We start from the raw sequence: 18,010 nt of genomic DNA, 5'->3' as shown, positions 1-18,010 counted from the left end.
CGGTCTTACAGGGTGTTGCGCGTACCTCAGGCCTCGCTGCGCTGCTGCGGAATGCCCGCGAGCAGAGCGCGGACCTCAGCCTCGCGGTAGCGGCGGTGTCCACCCAGCGTGCGGATGGACGTGAGCTTGCCTGCCTTGGCCCAACGGGTCACCGTCTTCGGGTCCACGCGGAACATCGTGGCAACCTCGGCGGGGGTCAGCAGCGGCTCGGCATCAGGGGTGCGAGCGGTCATGAGCGGCCTCCTCGGGAGAACCGAACCATCTCGGTTCTTTCCTCTAAATTCTGCACCTTGGCCCGCGTTGCCCGAAATGGCAGAAGCGGGCCGAGTCGGTTATAGGACGAACGGCTTGTCCTCGGCACTACAACTACACCATCCGTCCAGCCACGTCGGCCAAACCGATGGAATTGCCCTCGCAGGTGTTCATCAGCGGCGGAAGTCGATGGACCATGCCATAACGGACAGTCACGCCGCTGTGACGATCAGTCACAGAGCGATCAGGAGTCCTCAGACCCCCCATAGAGTGCAATGCTGAGCGTTCCGCCCATAGTTGGACGGAAGGAACCCTCCCCGGACTCCTTGTCCTATTTTGGCACGAGGGAGGGTGAAGGACGCAAGGGCGCAGTAAGTGCTATCCGTCACGCTTGAGCCAAAGGCCCGGATCGGGACCTACGTCCCGGCACACTCCACACCTACGTCCCGGCGCCCCCACACCAAGGTCCCGCCGGACACACAAGCCGCTTAATGATCATTTACATCAGGGAGACATGTCCTGTCGATGGTCAGTTGGCGAACTGCAGGTTTCGGATCTCCCGCCAGCGCTCCGCGAGCCGCCCGTACGCCTCGCTCGCGGCCTCCCCGTCGCCGTCCCGCAGCGCCGCGACCCCCTCCGCCGCGTCGGCCGCCGACCGGTCCGCCGCGAGCCACTCCGCCGACAGCGCGTGCACGAGACCGCCGTAGTCCAGCTCCACGAGCGCCCGCGGATGGAACTCCTCCAGCCACCGGCCCACCTCGACCAGGCCCTCGGTCATCGGACCCTCGTCGATCGCCTCCCGCAGCGTCCGCAGCGCCCGCGCGAGCCGCCGCCGCGCCTGCACCATCGGCGTCCGGTAGCGGAGCACCGGCGCCACGCCCCGCTCCTTGTCCCCGGGCACGTACTCCCGCTCCTCGTCCGAGAAGAGCGTGAACCAGCGCACCGGCACCTGCCAGACCGCCGTACGGATCCACGGCCGGGCGTCCGGGTTCCGCTCCCGCCAGCGCTCGTGGTCCGCCGCCACCTGGGCGCGCACCACCGGCGGCAGCATCGCGTCGAGCACCGACGCCGGCAGCGGCGGCCGCCCCGGCTCGGCGTCCCGCGGCCGCCCCAGCTCCTCCACGGCCAGCAGGGCCCGCATCCGGGTCCGCCACGGGCAGACCACGACCACCCCGTCGACCTCGGCGACGAAGGCGTCCTCGCTCTCGTGGACCGGCACCGGGACCGGCGGGGTGGGCAGCAAGTCCGCCAGCGAGCGACGCAGTTCGTCCTGGGCCGTCGGCGTCCGCTCTCTTCGGGCGTACCGCGCCCAGTGCCCGCGCTCCGGCTCGGGGAACGCCGCCAGAGGTTCGTAGATGCGCAGATAGGAGGCGTACGGGACGAGGACCGAAGAGGCGACCGACATGTCGCGATCCTTCCACGGAGGTACTCCGAGAGGGGGTGATCCTGCGCACTGGGGCGGATCTACGCCCGCGTAGGACTTACCCTCGTGCCGAACCGGTCCGCCACCACCCGCATGGAGGGCCGGAGTAACCGCCGCTTCGTACTTGGGAGTCACCACCGTGACCGATGTGACCGGCGTTCCTGCTGCTGACGTACTGCACACTCTGTTCCACTCGGAGCAGGGTGGCCACGAGCAAGTCGTGCTCTGCCAGGACCGCGCCTCCGGCCTCAAGGCCGTCATCGCCCTCCACTCCACCGCCCTGGGCCCCGCCCTCGGCGGCACCCGGTTCTACCCGTACGCCTCCGAGGCCGAGGCAGTCGCCGACGCGCTGAACCTCTCCCGGGGCATGTCGTACAAGAACGCCATGGCCGGCCTCGACCACGGCGGCGGCAAGGCCGTGATCATCGGCGACCCCGAGAAGATCAAGACGGACGAGCTGCTGCTCGCCTACGGCCGCATGGTCGCCTCCCTCGGCGGCCGCTACGTGACCGCCTGCGACGTCGGCACCTACGTCGCCGACATGGACGTCGTCGCCCGTACGAACACCTGGACCACCGGTCGCTCCCCCGAGAACGGCGGCGCCGGCGACTCCTCCGTCCTGACCGCCTTCGGCGTCTTCCAGGGCATGCGCGCCTCCGCCCAGACCGTCTGGGGCGACCCCACGCTCCGCGACCGCAAGGTCGGCGTCGCGGGCGTCGGCAAGGTCGGCCACTACCTCGTCGAGCACCTCCTGGCGGACGGCGCCGAGGTGTACGTCACCGATGTCCGCGAGGAGTCGGTGCGCCGGATCACCGACAAGCACCCGCAGGTCAAGGTCGTCGCGGACACCGACGCCCTGATCCGCGTCGAGGGCCTGGAGATCTACGCCCCGTGCGCCCTCGGCGGCGCCCTGAACGACGAGACCGTGCCGGTCCTTACGGCGAAGATCGTCTGCGGCGCGGCCAACAACCAGCTCGCCCACCCCGGCGTCGAGAAGGACCTCGCGGACCGCGGGATCCTCTACGCGCCCGACTACGTGGTCAACGCCGGTGGCGTGATCCAGGTCGCCGACGAGCTGCACGGCTTCGACTTCGACCGGTGCAAGGCCAAGGCCACGAAGATCTTCGACACCACCCTCGAGATCTTCGCTCGTGCGAAGTCGGACGGCATCCCGCCGGCCGCTGCCGCCGACCGGATCGCCGAGCAGCGGATGGCGGACGCCCGCCGAGGCTGAACGATGGCCGATTCTTGACGGGCCGGTCCGCCGGGACGCGGCCGGGACACGCTCGGGACGCGGCCGGGGCCGGGGCGGGGCTCGGAGGGGTGAACTTTGTAGGTTCACCCCAATCGAGAGATGACTCACCCCAGTCGGCGGGTCGGCCCTCAAGAAGAGGTTAAAATCGCGATTGACCAGCGAGGACGGGGCTCCTCGCAGGTTCTGTACCGAGGCATGTGATGCGTGCGGCGTACCGTATGGCCACGGAAGCAGGTACCGTTGAAGCCCTACGGACCGGTCTCTCCTCCGAGAGCCCGTTCCGACTCATGAACGCGTGTCAAGACTCTGGGGCCGCCGAGCCCCGTCACCGAGGGGGTCGAGCCATGGGGCGCGGCCGGGCAAAGGCCAAGCAGACCAAGGTCGCCCGCCAGCTGAAGTACAGCAGCGGCGGGACTGACCTGTCGCGTCTGGCCAACGAGCTGGGCGCTTCGACTTCGAGCCAGCCGCCGAATGGCGAGCCGTTCGAGGACGACGACGAGGAAGACGACCCGTACGCGCAGTACGCGGATCTCTACAACACGGACGACGAGGACGAGGACGACGAGTCCGGTCCCGACGCGTCGTCCCAGCGTCGCGCTTGACCTCTTAAAGAGCGCTGCTCAACACACTGAACCCGGTCCGGATACCCGGACCGGGTTTCTGTGCGTCTCCGAGACGCGTGCAGGGACGCGTGCGCGGGACGCGTTCACCGGACGGTGGGTGGGCGGTGCCCACCCACCGTGCCGGATGCCGTGCCTGATCAGACGGCGTAGTCGCCGATGAGCTCCGCGCCCGTCGTGTGCTCGCCGCGCTCGGTGATCTCGCCCGCGACCCAGGCCTCGACTCCCCGGTCCTCCAGGGTGGCCAGGGCCACCTCCACGGACTCGGCCGGGACGACGGCCATCATGCCGACGCCCATGTTCAGGGTCTTCTCCAGCTCGAGGCGCTCGACCTGTCCGGCCTTGCCGACCAGGTCGAAGATCGCGCCCGGGGCCCAGGTCTCACGGTCGACCACGGCGTGCAGCCCGTCCGGGATCACCCGCGCCAGGTTGGCGGCCAGGCCGCCGCCCGTGATGTGGCTGAAGGCGTGCACCTCGGTGGTCCGGGTGAGCGCCAGGCAGTCCAGGGAGTAGATCTTCGTCGGCTCCAGGAGCTCCTCGCCCAGGGTCCGGCCGAGCTCCTCGACGCGCTGGTCGAGGCTCATGCCCGCCCGGTCGAAGAGGACGTGGCGGACGAGCGAGTACCCGTTGGAGTGAAGGCCGGAGGACTCCATCGCGATGACGGCGTCACCCGTACGGATGCGATCGGGGCCGAGGAGACGGTCCGCCTCCACCACGCCCGTACCGGCGCCTGCGACGTCGAAGTCGTCCGGGCCGAGCAGACCGGGGTGCTCGGCGGTCTCGCCGCCGACGAGGGCGGTGCCGGCGAGGACGCAGCCCTCGGCGATGCCCTTGACGATCGCGGCGACCCGCTCGGGGTGGACCTTGCCGACGCAGATGTAGTCGGTCATGAAGAGCGGCTCGGCGCCGCAGACGACGATGTCGTCCATGACCATCGCGACCAGGTCGTGGCCGATGGTGTCGTAGACGCCCATCTGGCGGGCGATGTCGACCTTCGTGCCGACACCGTCGGTGGCGGAGGCGAGCAGCGGACGCTCGTAGCGCTTGAGCGCGGAGGCGTCGAAGAGGCCGGCGAAGCCGCCGAGGCCGCCGAGGACCTCGGGGCGCTGGGTCTTCTTGACCCACTGCTTCATGAGCTCGACGGCGCGGTCACCCGCCTCGATGTCGACGCCCGCGGAAGCGTAGGAGGCACCGGTGGTCTGAGACATGGGTTCAGAGCTTTCGTGTCGTTACGACGGGGGTGTTACGGGCGGCGCAGCGCGTCGGCGGCCGCGGTGGCGGCGGGGCCGGCGGCGATTTCGGTCTCCAGGAGCTGCTTGCCGAGCAGTTCGGGGTCCGGGAGCTCCATCGGGTACTCGCCGTCGAAGCAGGCCCGGCAGAGGTTCGGCTTGTCGATGGTGGTCGCCTCGATCATCCCGTCGATGGAGATGTACGAGAGCGAGTCGGCGCCGAGCGACTTGCCGATCTCCTCGATCGACATGCCGTTGGCGATGAGCTCCGCGCGGGTCGCGAAGTCGATACCGAAGAAGCAGGGCCACTTCACCGGCGGCGAGGAGATCCGGATGTGGATCTCGGCCGCGCCGGCCTCGCGGAGCATCTTGACCAGGGCGCGCTGGGTGTTGCCGCGGACGATCGAGTCGTCCACGACGACCAGGCGCTTGCCCTTGATGACGTCCTTGAGGGGGTTCAGCTTCAGCCGGATGCCCAGCTGGCGGATGGTCTGCGAGGGCTGGATGAAGGTCCGGCCGACGTAGGCGTTCTTCACCAGACCGGCGCCGAAGGGGATGCCCGAGGCCTCCGCGTATCCGATCGCGGCCGGCGTGCCGGACTCCGGCGTCGCTATGACCAGATCGGCCTCGACGGGGGCCTCCTTGGCGAGGCGGCGGCCCATCTCGACGCGGGAGAGGTAGACGTTGCGGCCGGCGATGTCCGTGTCGGGGCGGGCCAGGTACACGTACTCGAAGACACAGCCCTTGGGCTTCGCTTCCGCGAATCGCGACGTACGGATGCCGTTCTCGTCGATCGCGATCAGCTCGCCCGGCTCGACCTCGCGGACGTAGCTGGCGCCGCAGATGTCGAGGGCGGCGGACTCGGAGGCGACGACCCAGCCACGCTCCAGACGGCCGAGGACCAGCGGGCGGATGCCCTGCGGGTCACGGGCCGCGTAGAGGGTGTGCTCGTCCATGAAGACGAGGGAGAAGGCGCCCCGGCACTCGGGGAGGATCTTCGCGGCGCCCTGCTCGATGGTGAGCGGCTTGCCGTCCTCGTCGACCTGCGCGGCGAGGAGCGCCGTGAGCAGGTCGGTGTCGTTGGTGGCCGCGACGCGGGTGGTCCGGCCCTCCTGCTTGGGGAGGTCGGCGACCATCTCCGCGAGCCGGGCCGTGTTCACCAGGTTGCCGTTGTGGCCGAGCGCGATGGAGCCGTGGGCGGTTGCCCGGAACGTCGGCTGCGCGTTCTCCCACACGGAGGCACCGGTGGTCGAGTAGCGGGCGTGACCGACCGCGATATGACCTTGGAGGGAACCGAGAGAGGTCTCGTCGAAGACCTGGGACACCAGGCCCATGTCCTTGAAGACGAGGATCTGGGAGCCGTTGCTGACCGCGATACCCGCGGACTCCTGGCCCCGATGCTGGAGGGCGTAGAGCCCGAAGTACGTGAGCTTTGCGACCTCTTCACCCGGAGCCCAGACACCGAAGACGCCGCAAGCGTCCTGGGGGCCCTTCTCGCCGGGAAGCAGATCGTGATTGAGTCGACCGTCACCACGTGGCACGTTCCCGAGTGTAGGGGAGGTCGACCACTGGTCCGAATTGGGGAATTGCGCGGGGTCCCGGATTGGTGTGATCACACAAGCTGATCCACAAGCCCTGGTGGGGCCGCCCGTGAGGCCCCCGGGAGCCAAGGGGCAGAAGGGCTCCGAGGGGTCGGCGCCGAGGGCCGCGATCCGCGCTACCGATGGGTAGGAACGGGCTCGGGTGGCTCCGGGTGTGACGGAGAACGCATGGAACTGCGGCCGTTCGGCGCGTGGGGCGCTCGTTCGTGAGACGGCCGTCCCAGGGAGCGGGACGGGCGTTGACAGGGGTACGGCGGTTCGGCCAGGCTCCAGCACCATGCAGCCTCTGCGTGACCGCTCGGTCACCCTCGTGGCGCGCCGACACGTCGACCTGGTCCGTGTCGCCGGCGCGCTCTGTCGCTGCGCCTAGCCACTCCTGGCCACTCCTGGCCCCCATCCGCTGAGGGGCGCTTCTTCCTGAGCACCACAGCTCTGTAGCTCCGCGCCGAGCCACGGCCCCCGTCCGGGTCGGGCCGCGCCGCCGCGCGCCCTCGCGGGCCCGCACCCCCTTCACGCGTACCCGCACCTTCCAAGGAGCCTCCATGCCCACGCCCAAGACACCCCTGTCCCGACGCGCCCTCGGCGGGGCCGCCGTCGGAGCGGCCGCCGTAGGCGCGCTCGGCGCCGGAGCCGGGACCGCGCAGGCCGGGACCGCGCAGGAGCGGGAGTTCCGGGCCGCGACCGGGCGGCGCTCCCGGCGGCCGAACATCCTCTTCATCCTCGGCGACGACCTCGGCTGGGCCGACCTCTCCTCGTACGGCTCCCCCCACATCCGTACGCCCCACCTCGACCGCCTCGCCCGCCAGGGCGTCCGCTTCACCGACGCCTACTCCGGCTCCGCGACCTGCTCCCCGACCCGCTTCTCGCTCTACACGGGCCGCTTCCCCGGCCGTACGAAGGGCGGGCTCGCCGAGCCGATCGCCGACAAGTCCGTCGGCCTGGAGCCCACCCACCCGACGCTCGCCTCCCGGCTGCGCGAGACCGGCTACGCCACCGCGCTGATCGGCAAGTGGCACTGCGGCTACCTGCCCGACTACTCCCCCACCCGCTCCGGCTGGGACGAGTTCTTCGGCAACTTCGGCGGAGCCCTGGAGTACTACTCCAAGCTCGGCCTCGGCGGCGAGTACGACCTCTACGAGGGCGACGCGCAGTACAAGGACCTGCGCTACTACACCCGGATCCTGACCGAGCGGGCGAGCGAGTACGTGGCCAGGGACCACGACAGGCCCTGGCTGCTCAACCTGAACTTCACCACCCCGCACTGGCCCTGGATCGCCGACGGCGACGAGGAGGCGAGCGCCGAGATCGTCCGGCGGATCAAGGCCGGCGACCGGAGCGCGCTCTGGCACCAGGACGGCGGCTCCATAGCCAAGTACAAGGAGATGGTCGAGGACCTCGACCGCTCGATCGGCAAGGTCCTCACCGCGCTGAAGCGGTCCGGGCAGGAGGAGGACACGCTCGTCTTCTTCGCCAGCGACAACGGCGGCGAGCGCTTCTCCTACAACTGGCCGCTGGCCGGCAACAAGGGCTCGCTCCAGGAGGGCGGCATCCGCGTCCCGTCGATCCTGCGCTGGCCCGCCCGCATCGACGGCGGCCAGGTCAGCCACCTGCCCGTCTACACCCCCGACTGGACGGCGACCCTCCTCGAACTGGGCGGCGCCCGCCCCCACCCGGCGTACCCGCTGGACGGGACGAGCCTCGCCGGGCACCTGCTGCGGGGCGAGCGGGTCCGCGAGCGGGACCTCTTCTGGCGGGTCCGGGGCGAGCGGGCGCTGCGCCGCGGCGACTGGAAGTACTACCGCGGCAAGAGCGGCCGTGACCAGCTCTTCCACCTCACCGAGGACGCCCGCGAGCAGGCGGACCGGGCGCCGTTCGACCAGGAGCGCCTGGCCGAGCTGCGGGCCGCGTGGGAGCGGACGGACGCGGGGCTGCTGCCGTACCCGAGCTAGCTCTTGGGTGCGGGCGTCGTCGCCGAGAAGCCTTCGCCGTCGGCGCCCGTGAGGGTCAGCGTGCGGTGACCGAGCTTGTACGAGAGCGGTCCGTCGAGGAGCTCGTACAGCTTGGTCTCCAGCTGCATCTGCGGGCCCGAGCAGATCATCCGGGTGGTCGCGACCGGTCCGGTGACCGTGAGCGTGGTGGCGGTGACCTTCGCGGTGGCCGTGAACCGGTTGCAGCCCAGGTTCCCCCGGACCTTGCCGTCCTTGTCGATGACGAACGTGGCCTTGCCCTCGCTGCCCTGGGGCACCGAGGAGGCCGTCTCGCCGGAGAGCAGGGAGTCGACGGTCCAGGTCGTGCCGTTGAGCGGGGCCGGCGGTTCGGAGGTGAGGGCGACGACGTTCTTGCCGTCGAGCGAGGTGAGGGTGAGCCGGTCGCCCTCGACCCGGGCCTTCATCGAGCCGTCGAGGACCTTCTGGAGCACCGCCTCGAAGGCGCCCCGCTCACCGGGGCACGCCATCTCGGTGCCCTGGCCCTGCTTTACGGTGACCGTGTCGCCCTGCACGGACACATCGGCCCCGAAGCCGTTGCAGCCGCTGTTCCCCGACGCCTTGCCGTCCGCGGCGATCGCGAGGTGGGCGCCGTCGGGCGCCCGGCTCTCCTTGCCCTCCGTCGTCACGGTCTCGAAGTTCCAGTGGACACCGGTGACGGGCACGTCGGGGGCGACGGTTCCGGCACCGGGATCGGAACCGGACTTCTGGGTGCCGCACGCCGAGAGCACGACGAGCGAGGCCAGGACGGCAGTGGCTGCGGTGGTGCGTGTCTTCAGCATGGGGATGGGACGGGCGAACGGTACGGACGGTTCCGTACGGCTCCGGGGAGTCACCCCATCAGCGGCAGCAGGGCGGCGAGGTCCGCCCGCTCCCCGCTCGCGCCGACCCGCGCCGCGTCCAGCTCCTCGGCCCACCGCGCCCGGCCGGTCGCGAGCCGGATCCAGGTGAGCGGGTCGGTCTCGACGACGTTGGGCGGGGTGCCGCGGGTGTGCCGGGGGCCCTCCACACACTGGACGACCGCGAAGGGCGGGATCCGCACCTCGACCGCCCCGCCGGGCGCCTTCACCGCGAGGGCGTCGGCGAGCAGCCGCGTACAGGCGGCCAGGGCCTGCCGGTCGTACGGGATCTCCAGGCCGGTCGCCGCGTTCAGGTCGTCGGTGTGGACGACGAGTTCGACGGCACGGGTCACCAGGAAGTCGGCGAGCCGCATCGCGCCGAAGCGCATCCGGACGAGCCGCTCGTCGGAGACGCCCGCGATCCGCTCCTCGTACAGCGCGGCCGTCCGCGCGAACAGGCCCGCCAGGTCGGCCGAGTCGATCGCGCGGGTGTCCTCGTCGATCCCCGCGGCGGCCGTCGCCGTGAGCGCGGGCCAGTCGAGCAGGGCGAGTTCGCGCTCGGCCGGCTCGGGCTCGCCGAGCGCGCGGGCGACGGCGCCGACCGCCATCGACATGTGCGCCGCCAGGTCCCGTACGGTCCACTCCCCGAGCCGAGTCGGCCCGTCGAGCTGCTCGGGCGTGAGCCCCTCCACGGCCTTCCGCACGTTCTCGAACTGGGCGAGCACGGCGGCCCTGGTCTTCGCGGAGTCGTAGCTGCGGGTGCGCTTCTTGGCCGGTGGCATGGGGGCGAGAGTAGTCGGAGACTGGAAGAGGGCTTCCGAGAGGGGCGAAGGACCATGGCCGAACACCCTGACGTGACGCTCGTGCGCAAGGGCTACGAGGCGTTCTCCAGAGGAGACATGGACGCGCTCGCCACGATGATGACGTCCGACTGCACGCACCACGTGCCGGGCAGCAGCCAGATATCGGGGCACTTCAAGGGCCGCGACGCGATCTTCGGCATGTACGCCAAGTGCATGGAGCTGACCGGCAACACCTTCACCGCCGAGATGCAGGGCATGTACCCGGACGGCCGGGGTCATGTGATGGCCGTCCACAAGTGGCACGGCGACCGCGGTGACCGGGGCATCGAGATGAGGGGCGGCCTGTTCTTCACGATCATGGGCGGCAAGGTCACGGACATCGACGAGTGCGTGGAGGACATCGACGAGGCCGACGCCTTCTGGGGTCAGGGCGAGTAGGACGAAGAGCCCACGAGGAACGTCTCGCCGTTCTTCGGCACACCGACCCCGCGCCAGGTGAACGGCACGCCCCGGGCCGTGTCCAGGTCCGGGCCGTCCATCAGCTGGAAGTGCACGTGCGGCTCGGTGGAGTTGCCGGAGTTGCCGCACCGGGCGAGTTCCTGGCCCGCCGCCACCCGGTCGCCCGCGCGGACGGTGAGCGAGCCGCGCTCGAGGTGCGCGTACATCGCGTACGTACCGTCGCCGAGGTCGAGGACCAGGTGGTTGCCGGTGACGCGGCGCGCGCCGGCGAGGACGCGGACGGCCGACTCGATCAGCATCAGATAGGCCACGGCGGGCAGCGAGTTGCGGCTGAGGTGGTCGCGCTGGCGGTCCTCGGCGTGCACGACGGTCGCGTCGGCGACCGCGAGCAGCGGGGCGCCGAAGGCGGGGAAGTCCCGGCTCGGCCGGACCACCGGCCACAGCGGGGCGAAGGCCGGGCGGGGCCGGTCCTCGTCCTCCTCGACGATGTCGATGGCGTAGGTCTGGCCGTACTGGTGGGTGCCGTGGCTGGGCGTGCGGTCCGCCGGGCTGTTCAGGGCCGACCAGCGGCCGGTGACGGGCGGGTCCACCTCGATCGCGGCGCGCGGGGCGGCGGCCTCCCGGCGGGCGGTCCGGGAGAGGGTGACGCCGACCGCCATGGCGGCGAGCGCGGGCAGCCAGCCCATCCAGTACGGATACGGCGGTTCGACGAAGACCGAGGCGACGGCCTGGACGACGAACAGCAGCCAGAGCGAGCGGTGGGCGACCACCGCGAGCTTGCGTGCGGACATGAACGTTCCCCCTGAGCGACGGTGATTCCTGAGCGACGGTGACTACGGACGGGCGGCGGTGAGGACCACCAGGAGCGGGACGACCCGGGCTCCCGGCACCTCGTAGCGACCCCGTCCCGTGGTGTGGAGCCAGCCCGCGCCGGTCAGTTGGCGCAGGTGGTGGTAGATCTGGCCGGTCGTGCCGATCTCTTCGAGTTCCGCCAGTTCGGCCGCCGTGCGCCGGCCGCCGAGGATCTCCCGCAGCAGCCGGAGCCGTACGGGGTGGCCGAGCGCGGCGAAGGACTCGGCGGTCTCGGCCCAGTCCTCGTCGAGCAGCCGCTCGGTGAAGGCGCCGAACTGCCACTCGTACCGCTCCTCGGTCGGCAGCCGGACCGTGCCCGTGAACAGCACCGCGCCGTCCTCGCCCCGCGCGCCCGCCCGGGCGATCTCCGCCTTGAGCCCTTCCAGCGCCCAGAACGTCCCGTCGGCGATCTCGGGCGCGGGGTGATCCGCCCGCCCCTCCAGCTCCGCCATGCGCCGTTCAAGCTCGGCGACCCGCTCCTCAAGCTCCATGTTTCGTAGATTACGTAATTACGTAATCACAGGCAACCTGGGAACGAGAAAGCCCCCGCCCGGACCCGAAGGTCCGGACGGGGGCTCCCCCTGCGTACGTGTACGAGCCGTCAGGCCAGCAGGCCCGGGATCGTCGCCTCGTGCGCCGTGCGCAGCTCGCTCAGCGCGATGCTGAACTCGCCCTGCACATCGATCTCTTCGCCGTCCACGACACCGATCCGCGCCGCCGGCAGACCCCGCGCGCCGCACATGTCGGTGAAGCGGAGCTCCTCGCTGCGCGGGACGGCCACGACCGCGCGGCCGGCCGACTCGCTGAAGAGGAACGTGAAGGCGTCCAGGCCCTCCGGGACGACCAGGCGCGCGCCCGTGCCGCCGCGCAGGCAGGACTCGACGACCGCCTGGACCAGACCGCCGTCGGACAGGTCGTGCGCCGCGTCGATCATGCCGTCGCGGGAGGCCGAGATCAGGATCTCGCCGAGCAGCTTCTCCCGGTCGAGGTCCACGGCCGGCGGCAGACCGCCGAGGTGCTGGTGGATGACCTCGGACCAGGCCGAGCCGCCGAACTCCTCACGCGTGTCGCCGAGCAGGTAGAGGAGCTGGCCCTCTTCCGCGAAGGCGATCGGCGTACGGCGGTTGACGTCGTCGATCACACCGAGCACGGCCACGACCGGCGTCGGGTGGATGGCGACCTCGCCCGTCTGGTTGTACAGCGAGACGTTGCCGCCGGTCACCGGAGTGCCGAGCTGCAGGCAGCCGTCCGCGAGACCACGGGTGGCCTCGGCGAACTGCCACATCACGGCCGGGTCCTCGGGCGAACCGAAGTTGAGGCAGTTGGAGATCGCCAGCGGCTTGGCGCCGGAGGCGGCCACGTTGCGGTACGACTCCGCGAGCGCGAGCTGCGCGCCCGCGTACGGGTCGAGCTTCGCGTACCGGCCGTTGCCGTCGGTCGCCATGGCCACGCCGAGGTTGGTCTCCTCGTCGATGCGGACCATGCCCGCGTCCTCGGGCTGGGCGAGGACGGTGTTGCCCTGCACGAACCGGTCGTACTGGTCCGTGATCCAGGACTTCGACGCCTGGTTCGGGGAGGAGACCAGCTTCAGGACCTGGTCCTTCAGCTCCTCGCCGTTCTGCGGCCGGGGCAGCTTGTTCGCGTCGTCGGCCTGGAGCGCGTCCTGCCACTCGGGGCGGGCGTAGGGCCGGTGGTAGACCGGGCCCTCGTGCGCGACCGTGCGCGGCGGGACGTCCACGATCTGCTCGCCGTGCCAGAAGATCTCCAGGCGCTCGCCGTCGGTGACCTCACCGATGACGACCGCGATGACGTCCCACTTCTCGCAGATCTCCAGGAAGCGGTCGACGTACCGCGGCTCGACGATCGCGCACATGCGCTCCTGCGACTCGCTCATGAGGATCTCCTCGGGCGAGAGCGTCGCGTCGCGCAGGTGGACCCGGTCGAGGTCGACCCGCATGCCGCCGGAGCCGGCGGAGGCCAGCTCGGAGGTCGCGCAGGAGAGTCCGGCGCCACCCAGGTCCTGGATGCCGGCGACCAGCTTCTCCTTGAAGATCTCCAGGGTGCACTCGATGAGGAGCTTCTCCTGGAACGGGTCGCCGACCTGGACCGCCGGGCGCTTGGTCGGCTTCGTGTCGTCGAAGGTCTCGGACGCGAGGACCGAGACACCGCCGATGCCGTCGCCACCGGTACGGGCGCCGTAGAGGATCACCTTGTTGCCGGGGCCCGAGGCCTTGGCCAGGTGGATGTCCTCGTGCTTCATCACGCCGATGCAGCCGGCGTTGACCAGCGGGTTGCCCTGGTAGCACTCGTCGAAGACGACCTCGCCGCCGATGTTCGCCAGGCCCAGGCAGTTGCCGTACCCACCGATGCCCGCGACGACGCCCGGGAGCACGCGCTTGGTGTCGGGGTGGTCGGCCGCGCCGAAGCGCAGCGGGTCCACGACCGCGACCGGGCGGGCGCCCATGGCGAGGATGTCGCGGACGATGCCGCCGACGCCGGTGGCCGCGCCCTGGTAGGGCTCGATGTACGAGGGGTGGTTGTGCGACTCGACCTTGAAGGTGACCGCGTAGCCCTGGCCGACGTCCACGACGCCCGCGTTCTCGCCGATGCCGACGAGCATGGCGTCGTTCTCCGGGACCTTCTCGCCGAACTGCTTCAGGTGGACCTTGCTGCTCTTGTACGAGCAGTGCTCGGACCACATGACGGAGTACATGGCCAGCTCGGCACCCGTGGGACGGCGGCCGAGGATCTCGCGGACGCGCGCGTACTCGTCCTCCTTGAGGCCGAGCTCCTTCCAGGGCTGCTCGCTGTCCGGGGTCTCGGTGGCGTGCTTGACGGTGTCGAGGCTCATCAGGCGTTGACCAGCTTCTTGAGGATCGAGGTGAAGAAACCGAGGCCGTCGGTACGGCCCGTGCCGATCAGCGGCTCGACGGCGTGCTCGGGGTGCGGCATGAGGCCGACCACGTTGCCCGCGGCGTTGGTGATGCCCGCGATGTCGCGGAGCGAGCCGTTGGGGTTCATGTCCAGGTAGCGGAAGGCCACCCGCCCCTCGGCCTCCAGCTCGTCGAGCACCCGCTCGTCGGCGACGTACCGGCCGTCCATGTTCTTGAGCGGGACCTGGATCTCCTGGCCCTGCTCGTAGTCGGCGGTCCAGGCGGTCTCCGCGTTCTCCACCCGCAGCTTCTGGTCGCGGCAGATGAAGTGCAGGTGGTTGTTGCGCAGCATCGCGCCCGGCAGCAGATGGGCCTCGGTGAGGATCTGGAAGCCGTTGCAGATGCCGAGGACGGGCATGCCCGCCTTCGCCTGCTCGATGAGCGGCTCCATGACCGGCGAGAAGCGGGAGATGGCTCCGGCCCGCAGATAGTCGCCGTAGGAGAAGCCACCGGCCAGGACCACGGCGTCGACCTGCTTGAGGTCCTTGTCGCGGTGCCAGAGCGAGACGGGCTCGGCGCCCGCGAGGCGGACGGCGCGCAGCGCGTCCTGGTCGTCGAGCGTTCCGGGGAACGTGACGACGCCGATGCGTGCGGTCACGAGGAGGCCCCGGCGGTCTCCGTGGACTCCACCTTGATGGTGAAGTCCTCGATCACGGTGTTGGCGAGGAAGGTTTCGGCCATCTCATGGATGCGGGCGAGGGCGGCCTCGTCGACCGGTCCCTCCACCTCCAGCTCGAAGCGCTTTCCCTGGCGGACGTCGGCGATTCCCTCGAATCCGAGGCGGGGCAGTGCACGCTGCACGGCCTGGCCCTGGGGGTCGAGGATCTCCGGCTTGAGCATGACGTCGACTACGACGCGTGCCACTGGCACTCCCGGTGGTGTGTTGCGTGGGCGGTTCCCTCAGCGTACCTGCCTCCAAATTCTACGCGGGTAGAGGACTGGAGGACCCTACAAAGCCTCCCGAAGATCTCCGAAGATCCCCACGGAAAATTCAAGTGAAATATTGCGCGGGCCATTGCGGCGAGACACGCTGATGCAATTGGCTGGGCTTCACAATGCGACGCCTACCGCTGTACAAAGGAATACAGAGGAAAGCAGCATTGGCCCGGGGCAGCCGTAAAGTCGGTGTCGCCGCACGTCAGAGGCGCTACACCCGCCAAGACGATCACGGCACGCCGCAAGAAAGGACCGATATCCGTGGCTCAACGAGTAGTGGTCACTCTCTCCGACGACATCGACGGCGGAGATGCAGCGGAAACGGTTGCCTTCGGCCTGGACGGGAAGTCGTACGAGATCGACCTGAATCCCGCCAATGCAAAGAAACTGCGCAAGGCGCTGGCGCCCTACCTCGCGGCCGGCCGGAAGCTGACCGGCAAGGCCGCCGCGGCCCGCGCCGGCGGCGCACCCGTCTCCGTGGCTTCGTACAAGCACACCACCCTCACCCCCGCCCCGGCGGCGGTCCGCGCCTGGGCCCAGTCCAACAAGATGGACGTGCCCGCACGCGGCCGCATCCCGAAGCGCGTCTACGAAGCCTTCCGCGAGGCCAGTTGAGCCCACGGACCGGCCCGCCGGGCCGCGCGCCGGGAACCGAGTTGCGTTACACCCCCGCTGATCGGCTAGAGTCTGGATCACGCCGAGGGGCAAGGCCGCAGGGCCGAACCTCACGCAGCGTGCGGGTGTAGTTCAGTAGTAGAACATCCCCCTTCCAGGGGGAAGGCGCAGTGTGCAATTCCTGTCACCCGCTCTGCATCGCATTACCGAGCACTCCGGTGCATCGGGTACAGTGGTGCTCGCACCGCCCAGTGAGAGCTGAGCGGCAGCAATGCGGACGTGGCTCAGTTGGTAGAGCATCACCTTGCCAAGGTGAGGGTCGCGAGTTCGAATCTCGTCGTCCGCTCGTTGATCGAAGGCCCGGTTCTCACGAACCGGGCCTTCGTCGTATCTGCCGTTCGTCGCGTCTGCGGTTCGTCCTATCTGCCGTACGGCGCCTGACATTTGTCATGCGCAGCGATGACAGCGCGCACTGCCGATCCGCCCGCCGGACCGCGAGCCTTGAACCATGACCGATGTGATCGTGGCGGAGGGCCTCCGCCGGACCTACTCCGGCGGCTACGAAGCCGTCAACGGAATCTCCTTCGCCGTCCCCCAGGGCGAGATCTTCGCCCTGCTCGGCACCAACGGGGCCGGCAAGACCTCCACCGTCGAGCTCCTGGAGGGACTTGCCGCGCCGAGCGGCGGCACCGTCCGCGTCCTCGGCCACGACCCGTACCGCGAACGGGCCGCCGTCCGGCCCCGGATCGGAGTGATGCTCCAGGAGGGCGGCTTCCCGTCCGACCTGACCGTCGCCGAGACCGTACGGATGTGGGCGGGCTGCACCACCGGCGCCCGGCCGGCCGGCGAGGCCCTGGAGGCCGTCGGCCTCGGCTCCCGCGACCGGGTGCGGATCAAACAGCTCTCCGGCGGCGAGCGCAGGCGGCTCGACCTCGCGCTCGCCCTCCTCGGCCGCCCCGAGGTCCTCTTCCTCGACGAGCCGACCACCGGCCTCGACGCCGAGGGCCGGCGCGACACCTGGGACCTGGTCCGGGCGCTCCGCGACGAGGGGACGACCGTGCTCCTCACCACGCACTACCTGGAGGAGGCCGAGTCCCTGGCCGACCGGCTCGCGATCATGAACAAGGGGCGGATCGTGCTCTCCGGCACCCCCGCCGAGGTCACCGCCGCCCGGCCAGCCCGCATCCGCTTCGCCCTCCCCGAGGGCGTGGAGCCCGGCCGGCTCCCGCTCGGGCTCAAGGCCGCGGCGCAGGGGCGGCGCGTGGAGATCCGTACGCACGCGCTGCAGGACGCGCTCGGCGAACTCCTCGACTGGGCCCGCGAGACCGGCGTACGGCTCGACGGGCTCGACGCCCGCTCGGCCACCCTCGAAGAGGCGTTCCTGGAGATCGCCTCCCGCACCGACGCCCTCGACCCGAACGTGGACCTGGAGACCGCCCGATGAACGCCACCGCACGCCGTATGACCGCGCTCGGGCGGGCCGAACTCACCCTGCTCGGGCGGAACAAGAACAACCTCTTCATCGCCCTGCTCATGCCGCTGCTGATGATCTTCGTGCTGCGGTCCTCGCTCGGACAGATGGAGCCCGGCGAGCTGCCCGGCGGCATGGCGGGCACCACCCTCATCGGCGGCACCGGGATGATCCTCGTCCTCGTCGTCTACATGGGCCTGGTCTCCGCCCTCGTGGCCCGGCGCGAGGAGCTGGTCCTCAAGCGGCTGCGCACCGGCGAGGCGACCGACCTGGAGATCCTCGGCGGCACCGCGCTCCCGTCCGCCGCCATCGCGCTGCTCCAGTGCGCCGTCCTCACCGTCGGCGGCGCCCTCGTCCTCGACGTGCCCGCGCCGCGCAGGCCCGACCTGCTCGTGCTCGGGCTGCTCGCGGCGATCCTGCTGCTCGCCGGGCTCGCCGCCGCGACCACCGCCATCACGCGGAACGTCGAGAGCGCGGGCCTCACCACGCTGCCGTTCTTCCTCATCTCGGCCATGGGCTCGGGGCTCATGGTGCCCCGCGACGTCCTCCCCGACCTGGCCGCGAGCATCACCGAACTGCTGCCGTTCACCGGAGTCATGGAGTTCGTCCGGGCCGGCTGGCTCGGCGTCGGCGAACCCCGGGACCTGCTGACCGCGACGCTCAACACGTTGGCCTGGGGCGTGATCACCGTGTTTGCTGTCCAGAAGTGGTTCCGCTGGGAACCGCGACGCTAGAAG

Annotated in this window: 19 protein-coding genes and 2 tRNA genes; 10 read left to right on the top strand and 11 right to left on the bottom strand. The window is 70.4% G+C overall.

Going from position 1 to position 18,010, the window contains the following annotated elements; genetic code table 11:
* Positions 1-26: 26 nt before the first annotated feature.
* Together bldC and ACFWRO_RS02910 are read right to left on the bottom strand one after the other, a co-directional pair.
* Positions 27-233, bottom strand: a complete 207-nt coding sequence (bldC, locus tag ACFWRO_RS02915) for a developmental transcriptional regulator BldC (protein ID WP_003949541.1) — start codon at positions 231-233, stop codon at positions 27-29.
* A 548-nt stretch (positions 234-781) separates the two neighbouring features.
* On the bottom strand, positions 782-1,657 hold the full coding sequence (locus ACFWRO_RS02910; protein ID WP_384503644.1) for a hypothetical protein: 876 nt from the start codon (positions 1,655-1,657) through the stop codon (positions 782-784).
* 157 nt (positions 1,658-1,814) lie between these two features.
* Between ACFWRO_RS02910 and ACFWRO_RS02905 the strand changes: the two genes are divergently transcribed.
* Both ACFWRO_RS02905 and ACFWRO_RS02900 read left to right on the top strand, forming a co-directional pair.
* On the top strand, positions 1,815-2,909 hold the full coding sequence (locus tag ACFWRO_RS02905) for a Leu/Phe/Val dehydrogenase (protein WP_384503642.1): 1,095 nt from the start codon (positions 1,815-1,817) through the stop codon (positions 2,907-2,909).
* A 365-nt stretch (positions 2,910-3,274) separates the two neighbouring features.
* Complete coding sequence (locus ACFWRO_RS02900) at positions 3,275-3,532, top strand: DUF3073 domain-containing protein (protein ID WP_352189724.1); 258 nt, start codon at positions 3,275-3,277, stop codon at positions 3,530-3,532.
* Between the two features lie 158 nt (positions 3,533-3,690).
* Here ACFWRO_RS02900 and purM read toward each other — a convergent pair whose 3' ends face one another.
* Together purM and purF are read right to left on the bottom strand one after the other, a co-directional pair.
* Entirely contained in the window at positions 3,691-4,758 is a 1,068-nt protein-coding gene (gene purM / locus ACFWRO_RS02895) for a phosphoribosylformylglycinamidine cyclo-ligase (RefSeq protein ID WP_384503640.1), read from the bottom strand.
* A 35-nt stretch (positions 4,759-4,793) separates the two neighbouring features.
* A complete protein-coding gene (gene purF / locus ACFWRO_RS02890) occupies positions 4,794-6,320 on the bottom strand; it encodes an amidophosphoribosyltransferase (RefSeq protein ID WP_384503638.1) in 1,527 nt (508 codons plus the stop codon).
* 337 nt (positions 6,321-6,657) lie between these two features.
* Between purF and ACFWRO_RS02885 the strand changes: the two genes are divergently transcribed.
* A complete protein-coding gene (locus ACFWRO_RS02885) occupies positions 6,658-6,750 on the top strand; it encodes a putative leader peptide (protein ID WP_361849886.1) in 93 nt (30 codons plus the stop codon).
* Between the two features lie 172 nt (positions 6,751-6,922).
* Positions 6,923-8,329 (top strand): sulfatase, encoded by a 1,407-nt coding sequence (locus ACFWRO_RS02880; protein ID WP_384503636.1) that lies wholly within the window; start codon positions 6,923-6,925, stop codon positions 8,327-8,329.
* Here the strand turns inward: ACFWRO_RS02880 and ACFWRO_RS02875 are convergent.
* Together ACFWRO_RS02875 and ACFWRO_RS02870 are read right to left on the bottom strand one after the other, a co-directional pair.
* Positions 8,326-9,147 carry an META domain-containing protein gene (locus ACFWRO_RS02875; protein WP_384503634.1) on the bottom strand — a complete coding sequence of 274 codons (822 nt, stop codon included), beginning with the start codon at positions 9,145-9,147 and terminating at the stop codon, positions 8,326-8,328. The genes ACFWRO_RS02880 and ACFWRO_RS02875 overlap by 4 nt on opposite strands.
* A 50-nt stretch (positions 9,148-9,197) precedes the next feature.
* Positions 9,198-9,986, bottom strand: coding sequence for a sterol carrier family protein (locus ACFWRO_RS02870; RefSeq protein ID WP_384503632.1), 789 nt, complete (start codon positions 9,984-9,986; stop codon positions 9,198-9,200).
* A 54-nt stretch (positions 9,987-10,040) separates the two neighbouring features.
* Between ACFWRO_RS02870 and ACFWRO_RS02865 the strand changes: the two genes are divergently transcribed.
* Positions 10,041-10,445, top strand: coding sequence for a nuclear transport factor 2 family protein (locus ACFWRO_RS02865; protein ID WP_384503630.1), 405 nt, complete (start codon positions 10,041-10,043; stop codon positions 10,443-10,445).
* Here ACFWRO_RS02865 and ACFWRO_RS02860 read toward each other — a convergent pair.
* From ACFWRO_RS02860 to purS, 5 genes are all read right to left on the bottom strand, one after another.
* Positions 10,433-11,257: a M23 family metallopeptidase gene (locus ACFWRO_RS02860; RefSeq protein ID WP_384503628.1), complete on the bottom strand. Its 825-nt coding sequence runs from the start codon at positions 11,255-11,257 to the stop codon at positions 10,433-10,435. The genes ACFWRO_RS02865 and ACFWRO_RS02860 overlap by 13 nt on opposite strands.
* A 42-nt stretch (positions 11,258-11,299) precedes the next feature.
* Positions 11,300-11,809, bottom strand: a complete 510-nt coding sequence (locus tag ACFWRO_RS02855; protein ID WP_384503626.1) for an ArsR/SmtB family transcription factor — start codon at positions 11,807-11,809, stop codon at positions 11,300-11,302.
* A 110-nt stretch (positions 11,810-11,919) separates the two neighbouring features.
* Positions 11,920-14,169, bottom strand: a complete 2,250-nt coding sequence (gene purL / locus ACFWRO_RS02850; RefSeq protein WP_384503624.1) for a phosphoribosylformylglycinamidine synthase subunit PurL — start codon at positions 14,167-14,169, stop codon at positions 11,920-11,922.
* Complete coding sequence (gene purQ / locus ACFWRO_RS02845) at positions 14,169-14,849, bottom strand: phosphoribosylformylglycinamidine synthase subunit PurQ (protein ID WP_384503622.1); 681 nt, start codon at positions 14,847-14,849, stop codon at positions 14,169-14,171. The genes purL and purQ overlap by 1 nt, the downstream gene beginning before the upstream one ends.
* Complete coding sequence (gene purS / locus ACFWRO_RS02840; RefSeq protein ID WP_384503620.1) at positions 14,846-15,115, bottom strand: phosphoribosylformylglycinamidine synthase subunit PurS; 270 nt, start codon at positions 15,113-15,115, stop codon at positions 14,846-14,848. Before purS ends, purQ begins: the two co-directional genes overlap by 4 nt.
* Before the next feature lie 333 nt (positions 15,116-15,448).
* Between purS and ACFWRO_RS02835 the strand changes: the two genes are divergently transcribed.
* From ACFWRO_RS02835 to ACFWRO_RS02815, 5 genes are all read left to right on the top strand, one after another.
* Positions 15,449-15,802, top strand: a complete 354-nt coding sequence (locus tag ACFWRO_RS02835) for an Lsr2 family protein (RefSeq protein WP_384503618.1) — start codon at positions 15,449-15,451, stop codon at positions 15,800-15,802.
* 121 nt (positions 15,803-15,923) lie between these two features.
* Positions 15,924-15,995 (top strand) — tRNA-Gly (locus tag ACFWRO_RS02830).
* An 80-nt stretch (positions 15,996-16,075) separates the two neighbouring features.
* Positions 16,076-16,148, top strand: a tRNA-Gly gene (locus tag ACFWRO_RS02825).
* Positions 16,149-16,310: 162 nt separating this feature from the next.
* A complete protein-coding gene (locus ACFWRO_RS02820; RefSeq protein ID WP_384503616.1) occupies positions 16,311-17,246 on the top strand; it encodes an ATP-binding cassette domain-containing protein in 936 nt (311 codons plus the stop codon).
* Positions 17,243-18,007 carry an ABC transporter permease gene (locus ACFWRO_RS02815; protein ID WP_384503615.1) on the top strand — a complete coding sequence of 255 codons (765 nt, stop codon included), beginning with the start codon at positions 17,243-17,245 and terminating at the stop codon, positions 18,005-18,007. The genes ACFWRO_RS02820 and ACFWRO_RS02815 overlap by 4 nt, the downstream gene beginning before the upstream one ends.
* Positions 18,008-18,010: the final 3 nt, after the last annotated feature.

The sequence above is a fragment of the Streptomyces sp. NPDC058579 genome (genome assembly GCF_042718575.1).
GTDB lineage: Bacteria > Actinomycetota > Actinomycetes > Streptomycetales > Streptomycetaceae > Streptomyces.
This window is presented reverse-complemented; position numbering and strand designations above follow the sequence as displayed.

Coding starts and splice junctions, on each gene's coding strand:
- bldC (WP_003949541.1), bottom strand. CDS start 233: ATGACCGCTCGCACCCCTGATGCCGAGCCGCTGCTGACCCCCGCCGAG.
- ACFWRO_RS02910 (WP_384503644.1), bottom strand. CDS start 1,657: ATGTCGGTCGCCTCTTCGGTCCTCGTCCCGTACGCCTCCTATCTGCGC.
- ACFWRO_RS02900 (WP_352189724.1), top strand. CDS start 3,275: ATGGGGCGCGGCCGGGCAAAGGCCAAGCAGACCAAGGTCGCCCGCCAG.
- purM (WP_384503640.1), bottom strand. CDS start 4,758: ATGTCTCAGACCACCGGTGCCTCCTACGCTTCCGCGGGCGTCGACATC.
- ACFWRO_RS02885 (WP_361849886.1), top strand. CDS start 6,658: ATGCAGCCTCTGCGTGACCGCTCGGTCACCCTCGTGGCGCGCCGACAC.
- ACFWRO_RS02880 (WP_384503636.1), top strand. CDS start 6,923: ATGCCCACGCCCAAGACACCCCTGTCCCGACGCGCCCTCGGCGGGGCC.
- ACFWRO_RS02875 (WP_384503634.1), bottom strand. CDS start 9,147: ATGCTGAAGACACGCACCACCGCAGCCACTGCCGTCCTGGCCTCGCTC.
- ACFWRO_RS02870 (WP_384503632.1), bottom strand. CDS start 9,986: ATGCCACCGGCCAAGAAGCGCACCCGCAGCTACGACTCCGCGAAGACC.
- ACFWRO_RS02865 (WP_384503630.1), top strand. CDS start 10,041: ATGGCCGAACACCCTGACGTGACGCTCGTGCGCAAGGGCTACGAGGCG.
- ACFWRO_RS02860 (WP_384503628.1), bottom strand. CDS start 11,257: ATGTCCGCACGCAAGCTCGCGGTGGTCGCCCACCGCTCGCTCTGGCTG.
- ACFWRO_RS02855 (WP_384503626.1), bottom strand. CDS start 11,809: ATGGAGCTTGAGGAGCGGGTCGCCGAGCTTGAACGGCGCATGGCGGAG.
- purL (WP_384503624.1), bottom strand. CDS start 14,169: ATGAGCCTCGACACCGTCAAGCACGCCACCGAGACCCCGGACAGCGAG.
- ACFWRO_RS02820 (WP_384503616.1), top strand. CDS start 16,311: ATGACCGATGTGATCGTGGCGGAGGGCCTCCGCCGGACCTACTCCGGC.
- ACFWRO_RS02815 (WP_384503615.1), top strand. CDS start 17,243: ATGAACGCCACCGCACGCCGTATGACCGCGCTCGGGCGGGCCGAACTC.